The organism is Paraglaciecola psychrophila 170 (assembly GCF_000347635.1).
GTDB lineage: Bacteria > Pseudomonadota > Gammaproteobacteria > Enterobacterales > Alteromonadaceae > Paraglaciecola > Paraglaciecola psychrophila.
This window is the reverse complement of record NC_020514.1, coordinates 1,409,065-1,429,891: the sequence shown is the minus strand read 5'-3', so window position 1 is coordinate 1,429,891 and position 20,827 is coordinate 1,409,065. Positions and strand designations below refer to the sequence as shown.

The 20,827-nt window shown below is 40.7% G+C and carries 16 protein-coding genes and 2 pseudogenes; 7 read left to right on the top strand and 11 right to left on the bottom strand.

Translation table 11 applies throughout. The features are described 5' to 3' along the window. Positions 1–264: 264 nt before the first annotated feature. A complete protein-coding gene (locus C427_RS06190) occupies positions 265–1,533 on the bottom strand; it encodes an inorganic phosphate transporter (RefSeq protein ID WP_007642130.1) in 1,269 nt (422 codons plus the stop codon). 10 nt (positions 1,534–1,543) lie between these two features. Next, a complete protein-coding gene (locus C427_RS06185) occupies positions 1,544–2,221 on the bottom strand; it encodes a TIGR00153 family protein (protein WP_007642128.1) in 678 nt (225 codons plus the stop codon). A gap of 280 nt (positions 2,222–2,501) precedes the next feature. Here C427_RS06185 and C427_RS06180 point away from each other — a divergent pair, with 280 nt between their 5' ends. The 3 genes from C427_RS06180 (at position 2,502) to ppx (ending at position 6,697) form a co-directional block, all read left to right on the top strand. Further along, positions 2,502–3,005: a glycine cleavage system transcriptional repressor gene (locus tag C427_RS06180; protein ID WP_007642126.1), complete on the top strand. Its 504-nt coding sequence runs from the start codon at positions 2,502–2,504 to the stop codon at positions 3,003–3,005. A gap of 76 nt (positions 3,006–3,081) precedes the next feature. Continuing rightward, the gene (gene ppk1, locus C427_RS06175) at positions 3,082–5,163 is read left to right on the top strand and encodes a polyphosphate kinase 1 (protein WP_007642125.1); all 2,082 of its coding nucleotides are present in this window, start codon (positions 3,082–3,084) and stop codon (positions 5,161–5,163) included. Then, positions 5,156–6,697 (top strand): exopolyphosphatase, encoded by a 1,542-nt coding sequence (gene ppx / locus C427_RS06170; protein ID WP_007642123.1) that lies wholly within the window; start codon positions 5,156–5,158, stop codon positions 6,695–6,697. Before ppk1 ends, ppx begins: the two co-directional genes overlap by 8 nt. Before the next feature lie 24 nt (positions 6,698–6,721). Here ppx and C427_RS06165 read toward each other — a convergent pair whose 3' ends face one another. The 7 genes from C427_RS06165 to tkt form a co-directional block, all read right to left on the bottom strand. Further along, positions 6,722–7,660, bottom strand: a complete 939-nt coding sequence (locus tag C427_RS06165; RefSeq protein WP_007642121.1) for a radical SAM protein — start codon at positions 7,658–7,660, stop codon at positions 6,722–6,724. Continuing rightward, complete coding sequence (locus C427_RS06160) at positions 7,660–8,703, bottom strand: methyltransferase domain-containing protein (RefSeq protein WP_007642119.1); 1,044 nt, start codon at positions 8,701–8,703, stop codon at positions 7,660–7,662. The genes C427_RS06165 and C427_RS06160 overlap by 1 nt, the downstream gene beginning before the upstream one ends. Before the next feature lie 215 nt (positions 8,704–8,918). Continuing rightward, complete coding sequence (locus C427_RS06155; protein WP_007642117.1) at positions 8,919–9,257, bottom strand: hypothetical protein; 339 nt, start codon at positions 9,255–9,257, stop codon at positions 8,919–8,921. Between the two features lie 115 nt (positions 9,258–9,372). Further along, positions 9,373–10,272, bottom strand: coding sequence for a fructose bisphosphate aldolase (locus C427_RS06150; protein ID WP_007642116.1), 900 nt, complete (start codon positions 10,270–10,272; stop codon positions 9,373–9,375). A gap of 94 nt (positions 10,273–10,366) precedes the next feature. Next, on the bottom strand, positions 10,367–11,530 hold the full coding sequence (locus C427_RS06145; RefSeq protein ID WP_007642115.1) for a phosphoglycerate kinase: 1,164 nt from the start codon (positions 11,528–11,530) through the stop codon (positions 10,367–10,369). 44 nt (positions 11,531–11,574) lie between these two features. Next, the gene (gene epd, locus C427_RS06140) at positions 11,575–12,585 is read right to left on the bottom strand and encodes an erythrose-4-phosphate dehydrogenase (protein ID WP_007642114.1); all 1,011 of its coding nucleotides are present in this window, start codon (positions 12,583–12,585) and stop codon (positions 11,575–11,577) included. 109 nt (positions 12,586–12,694) lie between these two features. Further along, positions 12,695–14,692: a transketolase gene (gene tkt, locus C427_RS06135; protein WP_007642113.1), complete on the bottom strand. Its 1,998-nt coding sequence runs from the start codon at positions 14,690–14,692 to the stop codon at positions 12,695–12,697. 268 nt (positions 14,693–14,960) lie between these two features. Here tkt and metK point away from each other — a divergent pair, with 268 nt between their 5' ends. Then, positions 14,961–16,106, top strand: a complete 1,146-nt coding sequence (gene metK, locus C427_RS06130; protein ID WP_007642112.1) for a methionine adenosyltransferase — start codon at positions 14,961–14,963, stop codon at positions 16,104–16,106. Positions 16,107–16,820: 714 nt separating this feature from the next. On the opposite strand, the pseudogene C427_RS28750 reads toward metK, so the two are convergent. Then, a pseudogene (locus tag C427_RS28750) lies at positions 16,821–17,111 on the bottom strand (IS5/IS1182 family transposase); the annotation flags it as partial. Positions 17,112–17,347: 236 nt separating this feature from the next. Here C427_RS28750 and C427_RS06115 point away from each other — a divergent pair. After that, positions 17,348–17,656, top strand: a complete 309-nt coding sequence (locus C427_RS06115; RefSeq protein ID WP_148285889.1) for a hypothetical protein — start codon at positions 17,348–17,350, stop codon at positions 17,654–17,656. Between the two features lie 24 nt (positions 17,657–17,680). Here the strand turns inward: C427_RS06115 and C427_RS06110 are convergent, their stop codons facing one another. Continuing rightward, complete coding sequence (locus C427_RS06110) at positions 17,681–18,604, bottom strand: LysR family transcriptional regulator (RefSeq protein ID WP_007642108.1); 924 nt, start codon at positions 18,602–18,604, stop codon at positions 17,681–17,683. A 96-nt stretch (positions 18,605–18,700) separates the two neighbouring features. Here C427_RS06110 and C427_RS06105 point away from each other — a divergent pair, with 96 nt between their 5' ends. Then, positions 18,701–19,852 (top strand): alkene reductase, encoded by a 1,152-nt coding sequence (locus C427_RS06105; protein ID WP_007642107.1) that lies wholly within the window; start codon positions 18,701–18,703, stop codon positions 19,850–19,852. Positions 19,853–19,865: 13 nt separating this feature from the next. Continuing rightward, positions 19,866–20,322, top strand: a pseudogene (locus tag C427_RS06100) (VOC family protein). Positions 20,323–20,827: the final 505 nt, after the last annotated feature.

The following is a 20,827-nucleotide window of genomic DNA, read 5'->3' as shown; positions in this document are numbered from 1 at the left end:
CTTTGCCATTTAAATTAAATAACACTCAAGACGCCAGCACAATAGCAGCGGCCAGGTGAAATAAAGCTATTCAATAGGGTCCAGCCAGGATGATATTACCGGTATGTAAACCAGAAGAGGTTTTTAATGCCCATCGACACAAATAAGTGGCAATAAGATGGTGTATTGGAATGAAACGTTTTACATAAAAAAGCCAGCTACTAGAGCTGGCTTACACACTGTTAATCTACTTTAGAACAGTACAGTTAACTACAGAATGTTCGTCTATGGAGCAAAAATACCTTTAATCATGAAGAAGAAAATTATCGATAAACCCGCACCTGCCGGTAGTGTTATCACCCAAGAAACTACGATATTTCTGACGACACCTAAGTTAATTGCAGCGATACCTCTAGCCATACCTACACCTAAAACAGCGCCAACTAAGGTTTGTGTTGTTGAAATAGGTAACCCTGAACCAGACGCTATAACCACTGTAGTTGCAGCTGCAAGTTCAGCTGCAAAACCGCGGCTAGGTGTAAGGTGAGTAATGCCATTGCCTATGGTTTTAATCACTCTGTGGCCAAACAATGCCAATCCGGCAACGATACCGATGCCCCAAAGAGGTAAAATCCACCAAGCTAACGCGGATTTTGCGCCAATCTCGCCACCGCTCTCGACAATACTAACCACTGCGGCCAAAGGACCAATAGCGTTGGCCACATCATTTGAACCATGAGCAAATGCCATACAACACGCAGTCACTATCATCAGCACCGCAAATACTTTTTCAACATTTGCAAATTGCGCTTCTCTTTCAGTCTTTGGATCGATTTTTATACGTCGAATATACAGCCTTCCTGCGATACCAACGAGCACGGCTATACCAATAGCAATAAAATAACCTTGATCAGCAGGGATATGTAAACCAACATGTTTCAGGCCTTTTTTTATCGTTACTAATGCCATAACAAACCCAGCAAGAGCCATGTAAAAAGGCACATAACGTTTGGCACTTTCAAAAGGGTTATCTGTATCAAAAATGAGTTTTTGTGCAGATTGAAATATGAGGAAGGCAATAAAACCGGATATAGCCGGCGTAATAACCCAGCTACCCACAATACCTCCTACTTTAGCCCATTCTACGGCATCTGAGCTGACACCGACTGCGGCAAAGCCAACTATCGCGCCAATAATTGAATGAGTAGTCGATACTGGCCATCCAAGATAAGAAGCAAACGCTAACCAAATACCCGCAGCAAAAAGCGCTGATATCATACCAAAGACTAATAATTCTGGCGTATCGATGAAAAATGCCGAGTCAATTATACCTTTACGGATTGTTGAGGTGACTTCACCACCAGCCAAATAAGCCCCTGCAAACTCAAAAATCATCGCAATAAAAATAGCTTGTTTAATGGTTAGTGCTTTTGAACCAACCGATGTACCCATCGCATTGGCTACATCATTGGCACCGATGCCCCATGCCATTAAAAATCCAACCGCAGCGGCGACTACGATTAAAACAAAACCGTAATTGTTAATTATATCCATTGTAAATCTCTTAGTTGGCTAACATCAATTCGAGTCGAGAACCGACTCGTTCGGAAATATCGGCCAACTCGCCGACCCAATCGATAATGCTGTATAAAAACATAACGTCTACTGGATATAGATCTTTTTCAAGTGCCAACAATCCTCTTCGCAGACTAATTTGCAATCTATCAGTATCGTCTTCGATCTCATCCAAACGTTCGATCATATTTTCAACGACTCGTAATTCGCGACCTCTAAAACCTGTTTCTAAAAGGTCATCAAGCTCGTTAATCACTTTTGTAGCTTGGTCTGTCGCATCCAAGCAACGCTTCAAATACTCCAGAAAAGACTCATGAAGTTCTGCAGGGATCGCCAATTGACGACCTAATATACGCCCTGATATATCTTTAGCCTTATTGGCTATTTTGTCTTGCTGAGTCAGTAAATCCAATACGTCTTGACGCTGAATTGGCATGAAAATACCCATAGGTAAATTAATTCGCAGTTCACGTTTTATCTCATCTGCTTCTTTTTCTAACATCGAAATGGTTTTCTGATGTTCTTGGGCAGTTTTCCAATCTTGGGCATACACAGCTTTAAAAAAGGGCAATAAACCTTGGCTGCATTTATGTACAAGATTGATGTGATCTTCTAGGGGCTTAAGCGGTGATTTTGCAAATACCCCCAAGAACGAATTTATTGGCATAACATTTCTCTTCAATATAAATCATGGTTTACGATAGACTATTTCTAAGTTCAACACTCAAAATTTAACCATCGCTTGTAATGTCACACTCATAGTAACAATTGATTGTGGCATTATAATTACATAGAAAACTTTATATTTTTAAAGCAATCAACATATTCGGTATTTCGTTACTTAATTCTGTTAAATAAGACCTTACATCCAATAAAGAATGTATTAGTCTATTTAGTAGAGCATCCGGCTCTGACAACTAACTCTATTACAGAAATGTGACACTTTTATGAAACCCATGATATTTACTTTAGTTGGAAAGGACAAACCTGGATTAATAAGTGATTTAGCCAAAACGGTTTATGACCTGGGAGGCAACTGGTTAGGCAGTAACTTTTCACATATGGCAGGGCATTTCGCAGGTTTTGTGCAAGTAGATTTACCCCTAGAAAATCACCAAGCACTTATCGCACTTTTATCAGAACATCCCGATCTAAAAATACATCTACTGCCTGGAATTACTGAGCCCACTGCAGAGCAACAAAGCGTACAGATTGATATTATGGGCAACGATAAAGCAGGGATTGTGCAAGAGTTAACGCAGATATTAAGTCAATTTAATCTGAACATAGTTAAATTTGATTCGTTCCTCGAAACTGCACCTAATTGGGGGGGCACATTATTTAAAGCTAAAGCCACCATTACTGTTGCTGCTGATTTTGATTTCGAGACGTTACGAGAAAGGCTAGAGGGCGTAGCAAACGATTTAATGGTAGATGTTGAAATCCAGTAAACTAAACGGCTGTTGTCATCAAATTGTCATATTAGCAATAGACGATTGATAACGTTAAATATCTTATGAGTGATGTATGCCAAATACCCCAAATATTTATTACCCTAAAGAACTCAGTTGGCTTTCTTTTAATCAACGGGTGTTACAAGAAGCAGCCGATATCAATAATCCCATCATTGAACGTATTCGATTCTTGGGAATTTATTCAAACAATATGGATGAGTTTTATCGCGTTCGAGTCGCTGATGTAAAACGCAAAATATATATCCATTTGAATGAAGGCGAACTGGAAGAAGCCGAATTAACCAAATTGTTGATGGAAAGGATCCAGAAAAAAGTTTTGGGTATGACCAAAGATTTTGATCGGATTCATTCCAATGTGGTGAAAGGTTTGGCCAGATATAATATATTTTTACTTGGCGAAGAAGATCTCAACGACTACCACACCCAGTGGTTAAGTCATTATTTCAAGAATAAAATTTTACGCCACATCGCTCCGGTATTACTCAACAAAAAAGTGAAGTTGCTCTCCAGATTAAATGACTTTGCTACCTACCTTTATGTAGGCATTCACAAAGATGATAAAGCCATTGCTTACGCAACTATTGAAGTGCCGAGCCAAAACATGTCACGGTTTGTGGTGATACCGCCAGAAAAAAGCCGTAAAAAGAAGTACATCATATTATTGGATGACATTATTCGGTTGAACTTGGAGAGTATTTTCAAGGGGTTTATTGAGTTTGACACCTTAGAGGCGTTCTCTTTTAAAATGACGCGAGACTCAGAGTATTCTCTTAATGATGAAATAGATGAAAGTTATGTCGATAAAATGTCAGAAAGCATGAAACAAAGGCTGATTGCAGAGCCTGTGCGTGTAGTGCACGACAGCAGAATGCCCAGCGACATGCTTAAGGATTTAAAGAAACGCTTAAAAATATCTTCCTTCGACAGTCTTATTTCTAGTGGTCCGTATCGTAACTTTAAGGATTTTATTGGATTTCCAAATGTGGGCCGTACTTATTTAGAAAACCAAGAACTACCCGCGCTAACCTCTAAAGATTTTTCTGACTACGACACCGTATTTGATGCGATTACCGCTAAAGATATCCTGCTGCATTACCCTTATCACCGTTTTTTACATGTCACTGAGTTTATTCGCCAAGCGGCGTTTGATCCCAGTGTGAAACATATACGCTTAAATATATATCGCGTCGCAAGCCAATCCAGAGTCATCAGCTCATTAATTGATGCGGTAGATAATGGCAAAAAGGTAACGGTGGTAGTTGAGCTACGCGCAAGGTTTGATGAAGAAGCAAATATCCAATGGTCTAAAAAAATGACCGACGCCGGTGTGCAAGTGGTCTTTGGTATGCACGCGTTAAAAATTCACAGTAAATTGTGTGTCGTCACCCGCGAAGAAAAAGGGCAGTTAATCAACTATGCCCATTTTGGTACCGGTAATTTCAACGAAAAAACTGCAAAGATTTATACTGACTTTAGTCTATTTACCCGTAACCAAGAACTCGCTAATGAAGCTGAGGCGGTTTTTACCTTTATTCAACAACCCTACAGAAGACAAAAATTTCAGCATTTACAAGTGTCACCTCTCAACGCTCGAACCAAAATTCAAGCCTTGGTACGACAAGAAATACAAAATGCTAATGAAGGACTGAAAGCTGAAATAACATTAAAAATCAACAATTTAGATGACAAATTATTGATAGATGATTTATATAAAGCCAGTCAGGCTGGCGTCATAATAAAAGCGATTATCCGGGGTATGTGTTCTTTAGTACCTGGGGTCAAAGGTTTAAGCGAGAATATTAGTGTGATCAGTGTTGTTGACCGATTTTTAGAACATCCAAGGGTGATGGTATTTGAAAATGCGGGAGACACAAAAATGTTTATTTCTTCTGCAGACTGGATGACTCGTAACATGGATTTTCGTATTGAAGTGGGCTGCCCTATCTACGACGAAGATCTTAAACACAGAATTATGGATATATTGCACATCCAATTTAATGACACACTTAAAGCCCGCGTAATAGACAAACAACAAACCAATCATTACGTGACCAGAGGAAATCGTAAAAACCTGCGCTCACAAACTGAAATTTATCGTTATTTAAAAGCAGTAGAAAAGGATAAAAATGTCTAACACTAAGACTGTACTTAATACGACCTTCGATAACGTAGAAATAAGAGACAGTAGCAAGGTCGCCGCGTTAGATATTGGGTCGAATAGTTTTCACCTAGTCGTTGCACGGATTGTTGCAGGCTCAGTACAGATATTGCACCGAGTTAAACAAAAAGTGCGCCTTGGAGATGGTTTAGGTACAAACGGCGTTTTATCTGAAGAAGCCATGCAGCGTGGCTTAGATACCTTAGAGGTAATAGCGGAAAGCCTTCAAGGTTTTGAGCCGCATTGCGTAAGAGTGGTTGCCACCCATGCGCTGAGAAAAGCCAGCAATGCAAAAGAGTTTTTGAGAGCCGCTAAAAAGATATTTCCTTTTCCTATTGAGATCATATCAGGAGCAGAAGAAGCGCGGCTTATTTATCAGGGCGTCGCCCACACCAATCATCAAGAAGGCCAACGCCTTGTAATCGATATTGGCGGTGGCTCCACTGAGTTTATTATCGGAGAGGGATTTAATACAAATGTATTACGCAGCCTACAAATGGGCTGTGTGAGTTATACCAATCGTTTTTTTAAACAAGGTGAACTCAAACATAAAGCGTTTAATAGGGCCATTACCTGTGCTCAACAAGAATTGGAGATGATTGATAAAAAATATAAACAGATAGGCTGGAATACTTGTATTGGAACTTCAGGCACGATTAAAATTATTATCGAGCTCGCAGCTCAACTCGATAGTACTAATAGAGAAAACCATGTGTGCCTGACTGATTTGCTCACATTGATGGACTTGTGCTGTGTAGCTGGCAATAGCAAAGATTTACAGATACAAGGTCTGACAGATGACCGCCGCCCAGTATTTGCAGCTGGTTTGGCAATTTTAATTGCCGCGTTCAAAAACTTGGATATTCAGGAAATGGAATATTCTCAAGATGCGCTGCGTGAAGGTGTTTTATATGAAATGGGAGCGCATCTAACCCATCCTGACATCAGGCAGCGCAGTGCTGAAAGTTTAGCTACCCGTTATGACGTCGACGTGGAACAAGCCAAACGTGTGCTGGCTACGACCATGGAATTGCATCAGCAGTGCAAAAAAGCATGGAACATAGACAATGAAGAGCTGAAAAACATGCTGGCTTGGTCTGCCTTATTACATGAGGTGGGTTTACAAATTAATACCCGTGGCATTCAGCGCCATTCAGGTTATATATTGCAAAATATCGAATTACCTGGATTTGGACAGGAACAACAAAATTTACTGGCTACTTTAACTCGCTTTTATCGTAAAAAAATTAAAGTGGCAGAAATTCCAGAATTCACCCTTTTAGCTCAAGAGCAAGTGTATAAGCTTATAGTCTTATTACGCTTGGGAGTGCTACTTAACATAAAACGTCAAGATGATATTTTACCTGAAATATTGCTAAAAGCTGAAGGCGATAAATTAACCATTCAATTCCCAAATGGATGGCTTGAGCAAAAGCCAGTATTCAGTGCGGATATAGAGCGTGAGAGTGTTTATATTCAAGAATTAGGGCTTAAGTTAAGCTATGAATAAGTGCTGTTAAGCTCTTGGCCTCACTTACATTTCACTACAGCTTGCGCCAAAGGCAAAACAGCTGTAGCACCTGTGGTGCTTCATGCTGATTTTACGCTCTAAACTAGCGGTCAGGTTTGCACCTAAGTCATAGTCTTGATCATCATCCACCAAAGTGCAGGCATATACCTGCATTTTACCGTCTTTTTTGATAATCATCCGCGAGCTAGCGCACATAAAAGCTTGCCGTTGCTCTTCGGTTTGATAAGTGGTCATACAATGTTCGGTAATGTGCGGTACATTAGGTAATGATCCTGGTGGTAAAAAGTCGGGAAAGGCCACCATATTGATATCCTCAGGCAAACCATTTAGCTTAAACACCGCTTGGTATTGCCCAATAACTTGTTCAAGCTCTTCATCTTTTTTCATATGTCTGGCGACAGAAACAGGGAAGCCTGCTTGATGCAATTTGCGCATTCCCACCAGCGCCTCTTCAAATTGTCCTTTACCTCTTCCTGCGTTGTGAGTCTTAGCATCAGGTGAGTCCAAACTGATCCGAAAAGCAATAGGGTGCTGGGTGGTACCCAATGCAATTAACGCCGCTAACCTTTTGAGCAATGGTGCCGTGCCATTTGTTAGCACCATACAAGGTTTATACCGAGACGCATATTTTAATATTACTACCATATCTTTGATCAGCATAGGTTCGCCGCCAGTAAAAGAGAACTGCTCAGTACCTAGTGCTAATGCTTCATCAATATAGGGGGTAATGTCTTCGAGTTTAGGGGATTGCAGCCTTTTATCACTGGGTGACGAGCCTTCTAGACAGAAATCGCAGGCTAAATTGCAACGAGTACCTGTATGAAACCAAAGCTCTTTAAGTGCATGAGTATAAATATAGCCCCTAGGTTTACCATTGGGTGTGACTAGCCAAGTATCATTTTGCGGGGAAGTCAACACAGACTTGGAAGCATGAATGTCCATTAGCAACACCCAGCAATACTGGATTCGCTGTCAAGATTAAAAGGTAGTGGTGTGCCACAGCCAGCATAAATACCAAAATGTTGATCAAAGTTTCCGATAAATTGAAAATAAGGCTTAAATCTCGAGTCTTGTAAAATACGCCAGGTATTACCACACACAGGAAACACTTTATTTTTATCAATCTGATGGTGTTTATCTAATACAAAACGTTCTGGATGATGTTCAATCCCTCCGTTGTATATCACTGCCTGACCATAGTCTTCACAGTGACTTTCTAAGCTATCAATTTTAAACAGTCGGTAAGTCGCAGAATAAAAATCAATATGGCTAACACGGGCTAAGACCTCAGGATTATTAATCCCCAAAGGGCGATCTTTGACAAGTCGGGGATCTAAAAATCCGACTTGTTTAGCTAGGTTATGAAAGTCATTCCAATACAAAGCACCTGTCAAACATTCACCGTACAGTACCGGATCATTGACTAAATAGCTGGGAATACGACGGCTGGAATAAACATCAGAAAAATACACTTCGCCGCCAGGCTTTAATACTCGGTAAGCTTCTTTTAACACATTTTCTTTATCTGGTGATAAGTTAATAACGCAATTAGATACAATAATATCGAAGCTGTTATCGGCTAAATTCAACTCATCTAAACGTTCAATATAACCTTTTTTAAATTGAGTATTGGCACGTTGATAACCAAATTTTTCACGGTGATACTCAACATGGCGCTCAGCCACCGCAAGTTGTTCATCGGTCATATCAACCCCCACAACTTCGCCTTCTTCACCTACCAATTGCGCCAAAGCATAACAATCACGACCAGCACCACAGCCAAGATCGAGGATGCGTTTTCCAGTAAGTTCTTGCGGTAACACTAACCCACAGCCGTAATAACGGATCAACACTTCATCATGAATATTGGACAGTACGCGCTTCACAAACTCGGGCATCACCTCTTCAGTCGAGCAGGCATCTGTTTGCAGGTCAGCAGACTTTTGCAACACTCGTCCATAATAGTTTTTCACTTCATCATGCATTGGGTGATTATTTCCTCGGGTAAACTAAGCAGTCTTAAACACAGAATATACTAACAATGTAAACTGCTTATAATATCAGTTCAATTGCATAGACCGGCAATGAAGCAATCTTCTTACTTTTCGTGGTGATTTTGTGAAAACTAACCTTGTGACTAACTAAAAAAGGTGAAGGTTGCCGTACCTGTGAGTAGTGATTGATTAAAATTAGTTTGTCCTTAACGACCAAGATATTGATCAATTAATAACGATAATTTGTCTTGCAAATGTTCTTCAAAATCATCAAGTTCTTTACCAAATACCCTTAGGTATTTTTCAGCTTTGTCATGATCGAGACGTTTATTGTTAGTTTTATATTCTGTTTCGAGCAGTGTTTTATCATAACGGGGAGTGATGACCCAGCGCACAAAATCTGAGTCTAGTCTGGCCACTTCTTTTTTGGCAAACTTACAAAAACCTTCAATATGCTCAATACCATCAGGGCCCAAACATCCGGGTTCAACTCTAAATGTCACCGTTAGTTTTTTATAAAGAGGTAGTGGCAAATCGTGGGTCATCTTAAACAGTTCTCGTCCAGTGAAGGTCAAAAAATAAATAATAGCCTAATCAACTCAATCTTCCGAGCAAAAAAAAGTCGGGCATACACCCGACCGCTTTTATTATGAAATATAACTAACTTTTAGAAGCTTGATAAATACTTTCGATAGACGAATCCATCGTTGCGTCGAATTCAGCATCACTTTGTTTGGCACTCAGACCTTCGGAAAGTGCACGGGAGAAACTAGCAATCATGCCATTATTTTCTGTCAATCTGCTGTTAGCTTCATCTCTTGAATAACCGCCAGATAATGCTACAACCTTTAACACTTTAGGATGATTAACTAAGTCTTGGTAGAGGTTAGCAGTCTCTGGCAACGTTAATTTTAACATCACTTGCTGATTGGCCGCTAAATCATCCAACTGTTTAAGGATTGACGCTTTAAGTAAGGCTTCAGCTGCCGCTTTTTCAGGGCTGTGAATATCCACTTCAGGCTCAATAATTGGCATAAGGCCAGCAGCTAAAATTTGTTTAGCGACTGCAAATTGCTGTGCAATCACCGCTTCAACACCTTGTGAATTTGCCAGCTTAACCACAGAACGCATTTTGGTTCCAAACACATTTTGTGCGTTGGCCTTGGCTAATAAATTATCTAAGTCAGGCATCGCTTTTAACAACTGTGTACCATTAATTTCCGCTTCTAAGCCTTTGTCTACTTTCAAGAAAGGTACGACTTGTTTGACGTTCCATAAGTAGCTAGAGGTACTTTGACCTAAAATATCTCTATCTAAGGTATCTTCAAACAAAATTGCGCCTAATACACGTTCGCCGTTAAACACACTTGAAGTTATAATCCGAGTGCGCATTTCATGAACTTTAGCGAACATTTCTGCATCACCTTGATACTCAGACTCATCTACACCATACAAACCTAAAGCTTTAGGTGTACTGCCGCCACTTTGGTCTAATGCAGCGATAAATCCATTTTGGTTATTAATTTTTGCAAGCATATCTTGTTGGGCTTGTGTTGCCATGTGCAGCACTCCTTTTTTATTGTGTTGTAAGCCGATGTGTCTAACGACTCGTAGAGTTCAAGGTATTATAATGTAAAGCTCGTGTGCCGATTAGCTATTTAGCTGCTCTAGCTTCTAACATTGCCACAGCAGGTAGCTCTTTACCTTCAACAAATTCAAGGAAAGCACCACCCCCAGTAGAAATATATGAAATCTGGTCACTTAAATTCCATTTATCAATCGCCGCTAACGTATCACCGCCACCCGCTATTGAAAACGCATCGCTAGCAGCAATAGCTCGCGCTACCACTTCAGTACCTTTAGCGAAATTATCAAATTCAAAAACACCACAAGGACCATTCCATAGAATAGTTTTAGCACCTTTTAAAATTGCAGCCACGTTTTCAGCTGTTTGTGGGCCATAGTCCATGATTTCTTCGTCATCTTGCACTTCGCTGACATCTTTTATCACCGCAGGCTCTGACTCATTAAAATGTTTGCCGACGCGCACATCCACCGTTTCTGGGATATCTAAGGAGTCCATTAAACGCTTCGCTTCTGGGATTAAGTTCGCCTCATGTAACGAGCGGCCTACATTATAGCCTCGGGCAGCAATAAAGGTATTTGAAATGCCACCACCGACTATTAACTGATCAGCAATTTTAGATAAGGCATCTAATACCGTTAACTTTGTTGATACTTTTGAACCGCCGACTATTGCCACCAATGGACGTTTTGGATTATGTAGTGCTTTACCCAAAGCATCAAGTTCACCTACAAGTAAAGGGCCACCACATGCAACTGGCGCAAATACCCCAACACTGTGAGTAGAAGCCTGAGCTCGATGGGCAGTGCCAAATGCATCCATTACATAAATATCGCACAAAGCCGCATATTTTTTAGCTAAGGTTTCATCGTCTTTACTTTCGCCAACATTAAATCGCACGTTTTCTAAGACCACTACTTCACCGTCCTTAACATCTACACCATCTAAATAGTCTGTCGATAGGCGTACGTTCAGATCAGTTTTTTCTTTTAGATAATTTACTACCGGTAATAATGAAAGTTCCGCTGCAGTTTCACCCTCTGTAGGGCGACCTAGATGCGACATAATCATCACTTTAGCACCTTGTTTTAAAGCAGCCTTGATAGTCGGTAGTGAAGCTCGAATACGCGCATCAGAGGTCACTACGCCATCTTTTACCGGCACGTTTAAATCTTGACGAATTAATACTCTTTTACCGGCTAAATCAAGCTCGGTCATCTTCAATATGGACATAATTTACCTTGTAAATAATACTTCGTTACTTTGCTTAACTTGCTTTATTGGATGCTGAACATGGCAATAGCATTATCAATCATTCTATTAGCAAAACCCCATTCGTTGTCACACCAGACTAAAGTTTTAGCTAGTTGTTTGTGACTAACACGTGTTTGACTACCATCTACTATACAAGAATGAGGATCGTGATTAAAATCAACCGACACTAAAGGTTCTTCAGTGTAGTCTAAAATCCCCTCTAAGCGCCCTACTCGGGCTTGTTTTAACGCTTGATTCACTTCATCAATACACACATGTTTTTCTAAAGTGACACTTAAATCCATAGCTGTAACATTGATAGTGGGTACTCGCACCGCTATAGCTTCAAACTTACCAGCAAATTTAGGTAATATCCGCTCTATTCCTATCGCCAACTTGGTATCGACAGGAATAATCGATTGACTGGCTGCTCGAGTAAGCCGCAAATCTGTATGGTATGCATCAATCACTTGTTGGTCGTGCATCGAGGAATGAATAGTAGTAATCGTTCCGCTTAGCACGTTGAAAGCGTTATCTAACACTTGGATCACCGGCACAATGCAATTGGTAGTGCAGGAGCCACTGGATACGATTAAGTCGTCAGCTTTTAATTGATGATCGTTGATCCCATAAATGACGGTGGCATCCATATCTGAGCCGCAAGGTTGCGAAAACAACACCTTTTTAGCACCTTGATCTAAATGCGCTTGGCCAGATGCTCTATCATTATGTACACCAGAACATTCGAGCACCAAATCAATATCAAGCTGATCCCAAGGAAGATCAGCAATGTTTTCATGCTGCAACAGCAGAATTTCATCACCTGCAACAATCAAACGTTTTGCTTGTAAATCGACAGAAAAACCAAAGCGCCCATGGGACGTGTCGTACTTGAGCAAGTGTGCAATGCCTTTTGGCTCGGCTATCTCATTGATCGCCACAATTTGAATGTCACTATTGCGGCCACTTTCATATAAAGCTCTGACAACGTTACGGCCTATACGACCAAAACCATTAATTGCAATTCGTAACATAACACTCTTTAATTTGATTCAAGATGAGCCATCCCATCTGACACTTTTTCTAATGAGCAATACTTCATAACAAAGGCGCTAAAAAGCGCCTTTGTTATGAAAGAAGTTTTTAGTTTAAGCCTTTAGCGGCCTTCACTACTGCTTCTGTGGTGATACCGAAGTACTTCAGCAATGCAGCACCCGGTGCAGATTCACCGAAGGTGGACATGCCCACAACAGCGCCACCCAATCCAACATATTTATACCAAAAATCGACATGGGCCGCTTCGACCGCAACACGTTTAGTCACAACTTTAGGTAATACCGACTCGCGGTAGTCAGCGTCTTGTTTATCAAAAACGGAGGTACTTGGCATAGACACAACGCGCACTGCCATACCCGCAGCAGATAATTGCTCCCCGGCTTCAACCGTGATGCCTACTTCAGAGCCAGTAGCCATTAAGATAACATCAGGGGTACCTGCACACTCTTTCAATACATAACCACCTTTAGCAACATTGGCAAGTTGCTCAGCATTTCGTGGTTGCGCAGGCAAACCTTGACGACTAAAGATTAATGCAGATGGGCCATCTTTACGTTCTAGCGCTGATTTCCATGCAACCGCAGTTTCTGCACCATCACAAGGACGCCATGTAGCTAAGTTTGGAGTAAGGCGTAAGTTAGCTATTTGCTCGATAGGTTGATGAGTAGGTCCATCTTCACCTTGACCAATAGAATCATGGGTATACACAAAGATATTTGGAATACCCATCAATGACGCCATACGCACTGCGTTGCGTGCATATTCCATAAACATTAAGAAGGTAGCGCCGAATGGACGGAATCCACCGTGCAGCCCAATTCCATTCATGATGCCACTCATACCAAACTCTCGCACACCATAATATATGTAGTTGCCGCTAGCATCATCGGCTGAAATGCCTTTGGTGCCAGACCAAATAGTAAGGTTTGAGCCAGCTAAATCAGCTGAACCACCTAACACTTCAGGTAACAATGTAGCAAAGGTCTCAATTGAATTTTGTGAAGCCTTGCGGCTAGCTACATTTTCAGCTTTGTCTTGTGATTGCTGAATGAAGGCATCCGCTTTTTCAGAAAAATCAGCGGGTAGGTCACCGGCTAAACGTCGCGTTAACTCTGCAGCTAATGCTGGATGTGCTTGTTGGTATCCAGTAAATTTATCATTCCAAGCTTGTTCTTTTGCAGCACCCGACGCTTTTGCATCCCAACCGGCATAAATATCTTCAGGAATTTCGAAAGGGGCGTAAGGCCAGTTAAGGAATTCGCGCGCAGCTTTGATTTCTTCTACACCTAAAGGTGCGCCGTGAGAGTCGTGACTGCCCGATTTATTCGGTGAGCCAAAACCTATAATAGTTTTACAGCAAATGAGTGTTGGCTTAGACGTTTCAGCTTTAGCAGCGGCAATCGCATCAGCAATAGCTTGAGAGTCGTGTCCGTCTACGTCGGCAATGACATGCCAGCCATAGGCTTCAAAACGAGCAGGAGTGTTATCAGTAAACCAACCTTCAACATGACCATCAATTGAGATACCGTTGTCATCCCAAAATGCGACTAACTTACCTAAACCTAATGTACCTGCTAAAGAACATACTTCGTGAGAAATACCTTCCATCAAACAGCCATCACCTAAGAAGCAGTAGGTGAAATGATCAACTACATCAAAATTTGGCTGATTAAACTGTGCGGCTAAGGTTTTTTCAGCAATCGCCATGCCCACTGCGTTACTTAACCCTTGTCCCAAAGGTCCAGTGGTAGTTTCAATACCCGGTGCGTAACCATATTCAGGGTGACCTGGCGTTTTTGAATGCAATTGACGGAAATTTCTTAACTCTTCAATCGGTAATGCATAACCAGTCAGATGTAAAAGAGAATAAATCAACATCGAACCGTGGCCATTAGATAATACAAATCTATCTCTGTTGGCCCAATCTGGGTTGCTTGGATTATGTTGCATATGATCTGCCCACAACACTTGCGCGATGTCAGCCATACCCATGGGTGCACCTGGGTGACCGGAGTTAGCTTGTTGAACGGCATCCATACTAAGGGCGCGAATGGCGTTGGCGAGTTCTCGACGTGATGACGACATGTGGTCTCCTGACTGATCCAATAATTATGGGTATCCGTAACTGTTCGCTAAAGACACCTTAGTTAGCTATACATTTTGTATTAGCCAGCATGTAACTGCAATCTTAAATACTCTATGAATGAGTATTTTCATATGACTTTTGTTTACACCTTAGCAGAATAAAATTCATAGACGTTCGGACGTCTAGAAGTAAAGACTGGTATTTTGTACTTGAATAGTTAAAATATACGTATTAATTCGTACAACGACTCTGACATAAGGTGCTTTTATGACCTCACATTTATTTACTTCTGAATCTGTATCTGAAGGACACCCTGATAAAATTGCAGATCAAATTTCTGATGCAGTTTTAGATGCCATTTTAACCCAAGATCCTAAGGCAAGAGTGGCCTGTGAGACCTTTGTCAAAACAGGTATGGTGTTAGTAGGTGGCGAAGTTACAACCTCGGCATGGGTAGATATAGAAGAAATTACCCGCAAAACAGTTAGAGAAATCGGATATGTGCATTCAGATATGGGATTTGATGCAGACTCATGCGCAGTATTAAATGCCATTGGTAAACAATCACCTGATATTAATCAAGGCGTAGACCGCACCTCACCAGAAGAGCAAGGTGCAGGGGACCAAGGTTTAATGTTTGGTTATGCCAGTAATGAAACAGATGTGTTGATGCCTGCACCGATTACCTATTCTCACCGCTTGGTAAAACGTCAGTCTGAGTTACGTAAAAACGGTACCTTAAACTGGTTGAGGCCTGATGCCAAAAGCCAAGTCACTTTTATCTACGAAAATAATCAACCCGTGGCTATTGATGCGGTGGTGTTGTCAACTCAACATGATGAAAGCATCAGCACCGCAGATCTTCGTGAAGCCGTGATGGAAGAAATTATTAAGCCAGTATTACCTGAAAAATGGCTTAGCAACAAAACCAAATATTTTATTAACCCCACAGGTCGGTTTGTTATTGGCGGCCCCATGGGCGACTGTGGCTTGACCGGTCGTAAAATAATTGTTGATACCTACGGCGGTATGGCAAGACATGGCGGTGGCGCATTTTCTGGCAAAGATCCTTCAAAAGTGGATAGATCAGCGGCATATGCTGGACGTTACGTTGCAAAAAATATAGTCGCAGCTGGATTAGCCGACAGATGCGAAATCCAGTTGTCTTACGCCATCGGTGTAGCAGAGCCAACATCCATCAATATTGATACCTTTGGCACAGGAAAAGTTTCAGATGCATTATTGGTTAAGTTGGTTCGTGACAACTTCGAACTTAGACCCTACGGACTACTCAAAATGCTCGACTTAGAGCGACCCATCTATCAAGCCACCGCAGCATACGGACACTTTGGCAGAGAAGAATTTCCTTGGGAAAAAACAGATGTTGCTGAACGCCTCAAAGCAAGTATCTAGAGAGTCAGCTCAGATCAAAATAGCCTCAAAATGGGGCTGTATTTTAGTATTTTTAAAGTAATGAATTTGGGGTGTTGCATTTTCACAAACTATGGTTGGCATCTAGCTAGCTCATAGTACACCGGCCCCCTGACACTGAAAAAATCGTCACTGTGTGGCGACTTTATTTTCTTCAGTCAACCTGCTGATAACGCAACTAAACGCTGCAAATTGTTATTCACAGGCATAGGTGATGCCATCAAAAAGTGAGCTATTCAGATTAAAGATTGTAACTAAACACCTATCTTATGACTCTAAAATTCTAAACATCATAATTTTAAAACTTTAAAACTTTAAAATTCCAAACTAGTTCGCATCAGAAGGGTAGCTTTAAACACTTTACTGACACTAAAGTCTAGTCTTAAAAGGCAGTGATGGACTTAGGCTCTGACAAATCTATTTTGAATACCAATTTAAGGTAGCTTCATTCACATCATTAGCGTGGGAGTTGATGTGTTGAATATTTATTTGAGATTGAAGATTAGAGCTTGAATAGACTTTTGGATGGTAATTGTGGCTGTTTCTAATGCTTTATACGTCATTCAAAAGGATAACTACCCTGGCCCAGCATAGCCCATATCAATCCTGTCAATCCTATTGTCGATATCACGCTTATCAAGTTGTATGTCAGCACATCGATACTCATTTTGGTTAACAAATTACGTTTACGTGTCATTACGCAGAGCGTCGCACTCGTCCACATTTAAGGTCACCGAATAAATGTTCAACAGCGTATTTCCCGAATACAGTACTGTTACGACTGACATTACTGTCCTTGTTATTGACCGCCTTAAACTTGCCTCCATCAATAGCGAAGAGTGGAACATAGAATATAATCATCTGACAACCCATCTCTACAAACTGACGACATAGAGCATCTATGCCTTTGACATTTTCCTTTCTAAAATGAGCAATCGTTTTAAAGTCTGGCATTAATCGACCCAACACCCACATCAGTTCAACGTTGCGATGACTCTTTTCTAAGCGGTGAGAAGATTAAATACGATTGAGATAATCATAGATAGTGAGTTTTAACAGGATGGCTGGATGATAACCTGAACGGTCTTTGCTCTTGGTAATCACACGTTTAAATTCACATATTTTAAGTTCTAAATTATCTATCAATATAACCTCAACTCGAACAGAGTTATCTTCAGTAACAAAATCATCAAGCACGTCGTGAAGTAAGGGAGTTTATGTTCTTGATTGGGGTAAAATATGGTGTGCTATCACGTTTGCTCTATGGTTTAGCTGACCATATAATGATAGTGGAGCAGCGATTTAATCGGCGACAACATTATGCTTGTTTGATCATAAAAACCCAGAACTTAGACCCGAAGGTGATCAATAGTTTTCGCAACGCCCAACGTATCACTTTAGTAAGCAACGGCGACATTATGACGTTTTATCTATTTGTGCTTATTAATAATATCTTTACAAATCCTACTCATGACATATTACAATCATTTAACCTAGGTTTTCTAGACTTAGATTACATGCTAGATAAATAAGAATATTTCTCACTATTCGTTTAATTATTTCCAACTGGCTTTCGATGCGATATTTTTTAAGTTTTCCCTTAATAACTTCCGTAATTGGTCGTTATGAGTTCTTTCATGCCATACTTGGATTAATTCAATCTTAGGTAATGCTGCAGGACTATTATATATTATAAGGTCTTTGTTATTCTGAACGGCTAATACTGCCAAAGGCCTTGCACAAACAAACAGTATATTTTTCTGTTTCCTTAAGAGAATCTGCGGGGCTAGAAAGCTCGAGTAGCCAGCAAGCACCCTTCGCTTTTCACCTAAAGACTCCAGAGCAGTATCAATGCTCCCATTCAATGCTCCTGTCAAAGTAACCATTACATGCCTACATTGAAGAAATGCAGCAAGAGTGAGCTCTGATCCAATGTGTTCGTTTTGCTTGTTGGCTAACACAACAAATTCATATTCCATTATTTTTTCTTGGTAGAAGCTAGTTGGAATATTTTCAAAGAAGCCTGCAATTGCAATATCACATGTCCCATTTTCTAACTCCTTCAAAGGTAATCGCCCACTAGTATTGAACATAATGATTTTTACATTAGGCGCTTCGCTAGCGATAATATTAAGCACTGATGGCATCAAAAGAGCTTCTACTATTTCAGTTCCGTAAATAGTTACCTTGTCTCGTTGTTGTAAAAAATCAGGGGGTTGCATAGTTTGATAAAATGCTTCTACATTTGATACAACCCCCATTATCTGATTTGCATATTTTTTTGCAAATGGCGTCAAAGTTAAACCTCTCGATGCCCTTACAAACATCGGATCACCAAACTCTTCTCTGAGTTTATTAAGTCTATGACTCAAAGCTGGCTGACTTAATGCCATTCTGGCTGACGCACGTGTTAAACTTCTCTCCTCATATAAAATGGCAAATAAATGAAGGGAGTTAAGATCTTTACTTTTGATATTCATTTTTTGGATGCCTTCTATCTAAAACCATGATTATACAAATACCTAGATGCGTCTCACAATAGATTAAATTAATAATCTTAGATAAATAGAAAAGCAATGAAATCCCAACTTAATACAACTGCTAATGAGGCAACACTTCTGACGCCAGTAAAAATCGGCGATCTTTCTTTACCTAATCGTATTTTCATGGCGCCCCTGACACGTTCGCGCTCACTTGCTCATTCTCATGCACAAACGCCCTTGCATGCGCTCTATTACACGCAACGAGCAAGCGCGGGATTGATTATATCTGAAGCCACTCAAATAAGTTCACAAGGGCAAGGTTATGCATGGACTCCAGGAATTTTCACTGAAGACCAAGTAAACAGTTGGAAACTTGTTACTGATGCAATTCACGGTGCAGGTGGGCACATTTTCAATCAGCTTTGGCATGTAGGTGCAGTATCACATAACGTATTTCAACCCGATGGAGGACAACCCGTCTCTGCAAGTAATTGGACACCTGTCGGGGATGCTTTTGTAGGTGACTATCATTCACAAGGACCTACAGTACCTCACCCTGAAGCTCGGTCAATGACAAAAGCGGATATCAAAAATGTGATAAAGGACTATCAACATGCGGCTCAGATGTCTAAAGAAGCTGGCTTCGATGGTATCGAATTTCATGCGGCAAATGGATACCTTATCGACCAATTTATGCGCGACTCTGTGAATAAACGTGAGGATGAATACGGTGGGTCGATTGAAAACCGTATTAGACTTCTTAACGAAGTAGTTGACGCACTTATTCAGGTCATTCCCGCATCTAGAATTGGTGTCCGATTAACACCTATTGGTGGAGCAGGTGGCAGTTACGATAGTGAGCCGATGGCACTTTATACAGCGGCAGCAAAATCGCTTTCTGGAAAAGGTTTAGCTTATTTACATATTGTAAGGCCCAACTCACATGGAAATGAAGTAGGTTTAATTGGCTCAGGAGACGATATTGTGCATTCAATACGAGCATTGTTTGATGGCGCTTTAATAGTAAATGGACAATTTACTTACGAAGAAGCCCAACAGTGGATATCTACTGGTAAAGCTGATGCTGTAACATTTGGTCGTGCGTTTCTCGCTAACCCCGATTTACCAAAACGTATCGCTCAAAACGGACCGTTTAATCAACCTGACCCAACAACATTTTATGGTGGTGACCACAAAGGCTACACCGACTATCCGACATTGAATCAAACAGAAGACTCACTTTAAATAGGAAATAACCATGGAATACCTACACACAATGCTTCGAGTTTCAAACCTTGAGGAAACACTGGACTTTTTTTTGTACCAAACTTGGTATGGTCGAAACAAATAGAATAGAGAATGAAGGGGGAAGGTTTTCTTTAATTTTTCTTTCAGCACCTGGCGATGTTGAACTCTCTCGGACGTTAAAAACACCGTTACTTGAGCTTACTTACAACTGGCCAACTGAAAATGGTGAACCTGAAAATCTTGATGGTGGACGTAATTTTGGACACCTAGCCTACCGTGTCGACAATATCTATGACACGTGCCAGGAATTGATGAACAAGGGTGTTACGATTAACCGCCCGCCAAGAGATGGACATATGGCGTTCATCAAATCGCCAGATGGAATTTCTATTGAGCTTATCCAAAAGAATAAGTCATTGGAGCCAATTTCTCCTTGGAAAGAAATGAAAAATATTGGGGCTTGGTAGCTCACGTATAACAATAGGAATAGCTTGATTTATCAGCCTTAATACCATGACCAATGGCACGCTAAAAGTGTTAACCCCGTTACCTCTGACATCAAAGGAATAGATGACTTCAGTATTAAAGTCAGTAATTTAAAGCGAGCACATAAGTTTTATACTGATATATTGGTTCGCACTAAAATTATGCGTGATGGCTATTTTGAGGCAGTGCCTGCATAACACACTTATGCAGGCAGATGAATTAGAAGCCTTGGGAGAAGAAGTGGCCCCTTAATCAGAGGTGTTCCTAGCTTACAAGGCGGTAATCAGCGACTAGATGTGGTGTCTATCCAATTGGAAAACGTAGTCATAAGCGTCCTCTAATACAGAGACACCACACAAAATGTATGGACAGATAGTAGGTGCGTATAGCCGTATAAACAAAATCCATCCGCGTTTCTAACAACTATTCATATTTTTTCAGATAGCCGAGATGCAGATTTTGATTAATTCATAGCAGACTACAAAT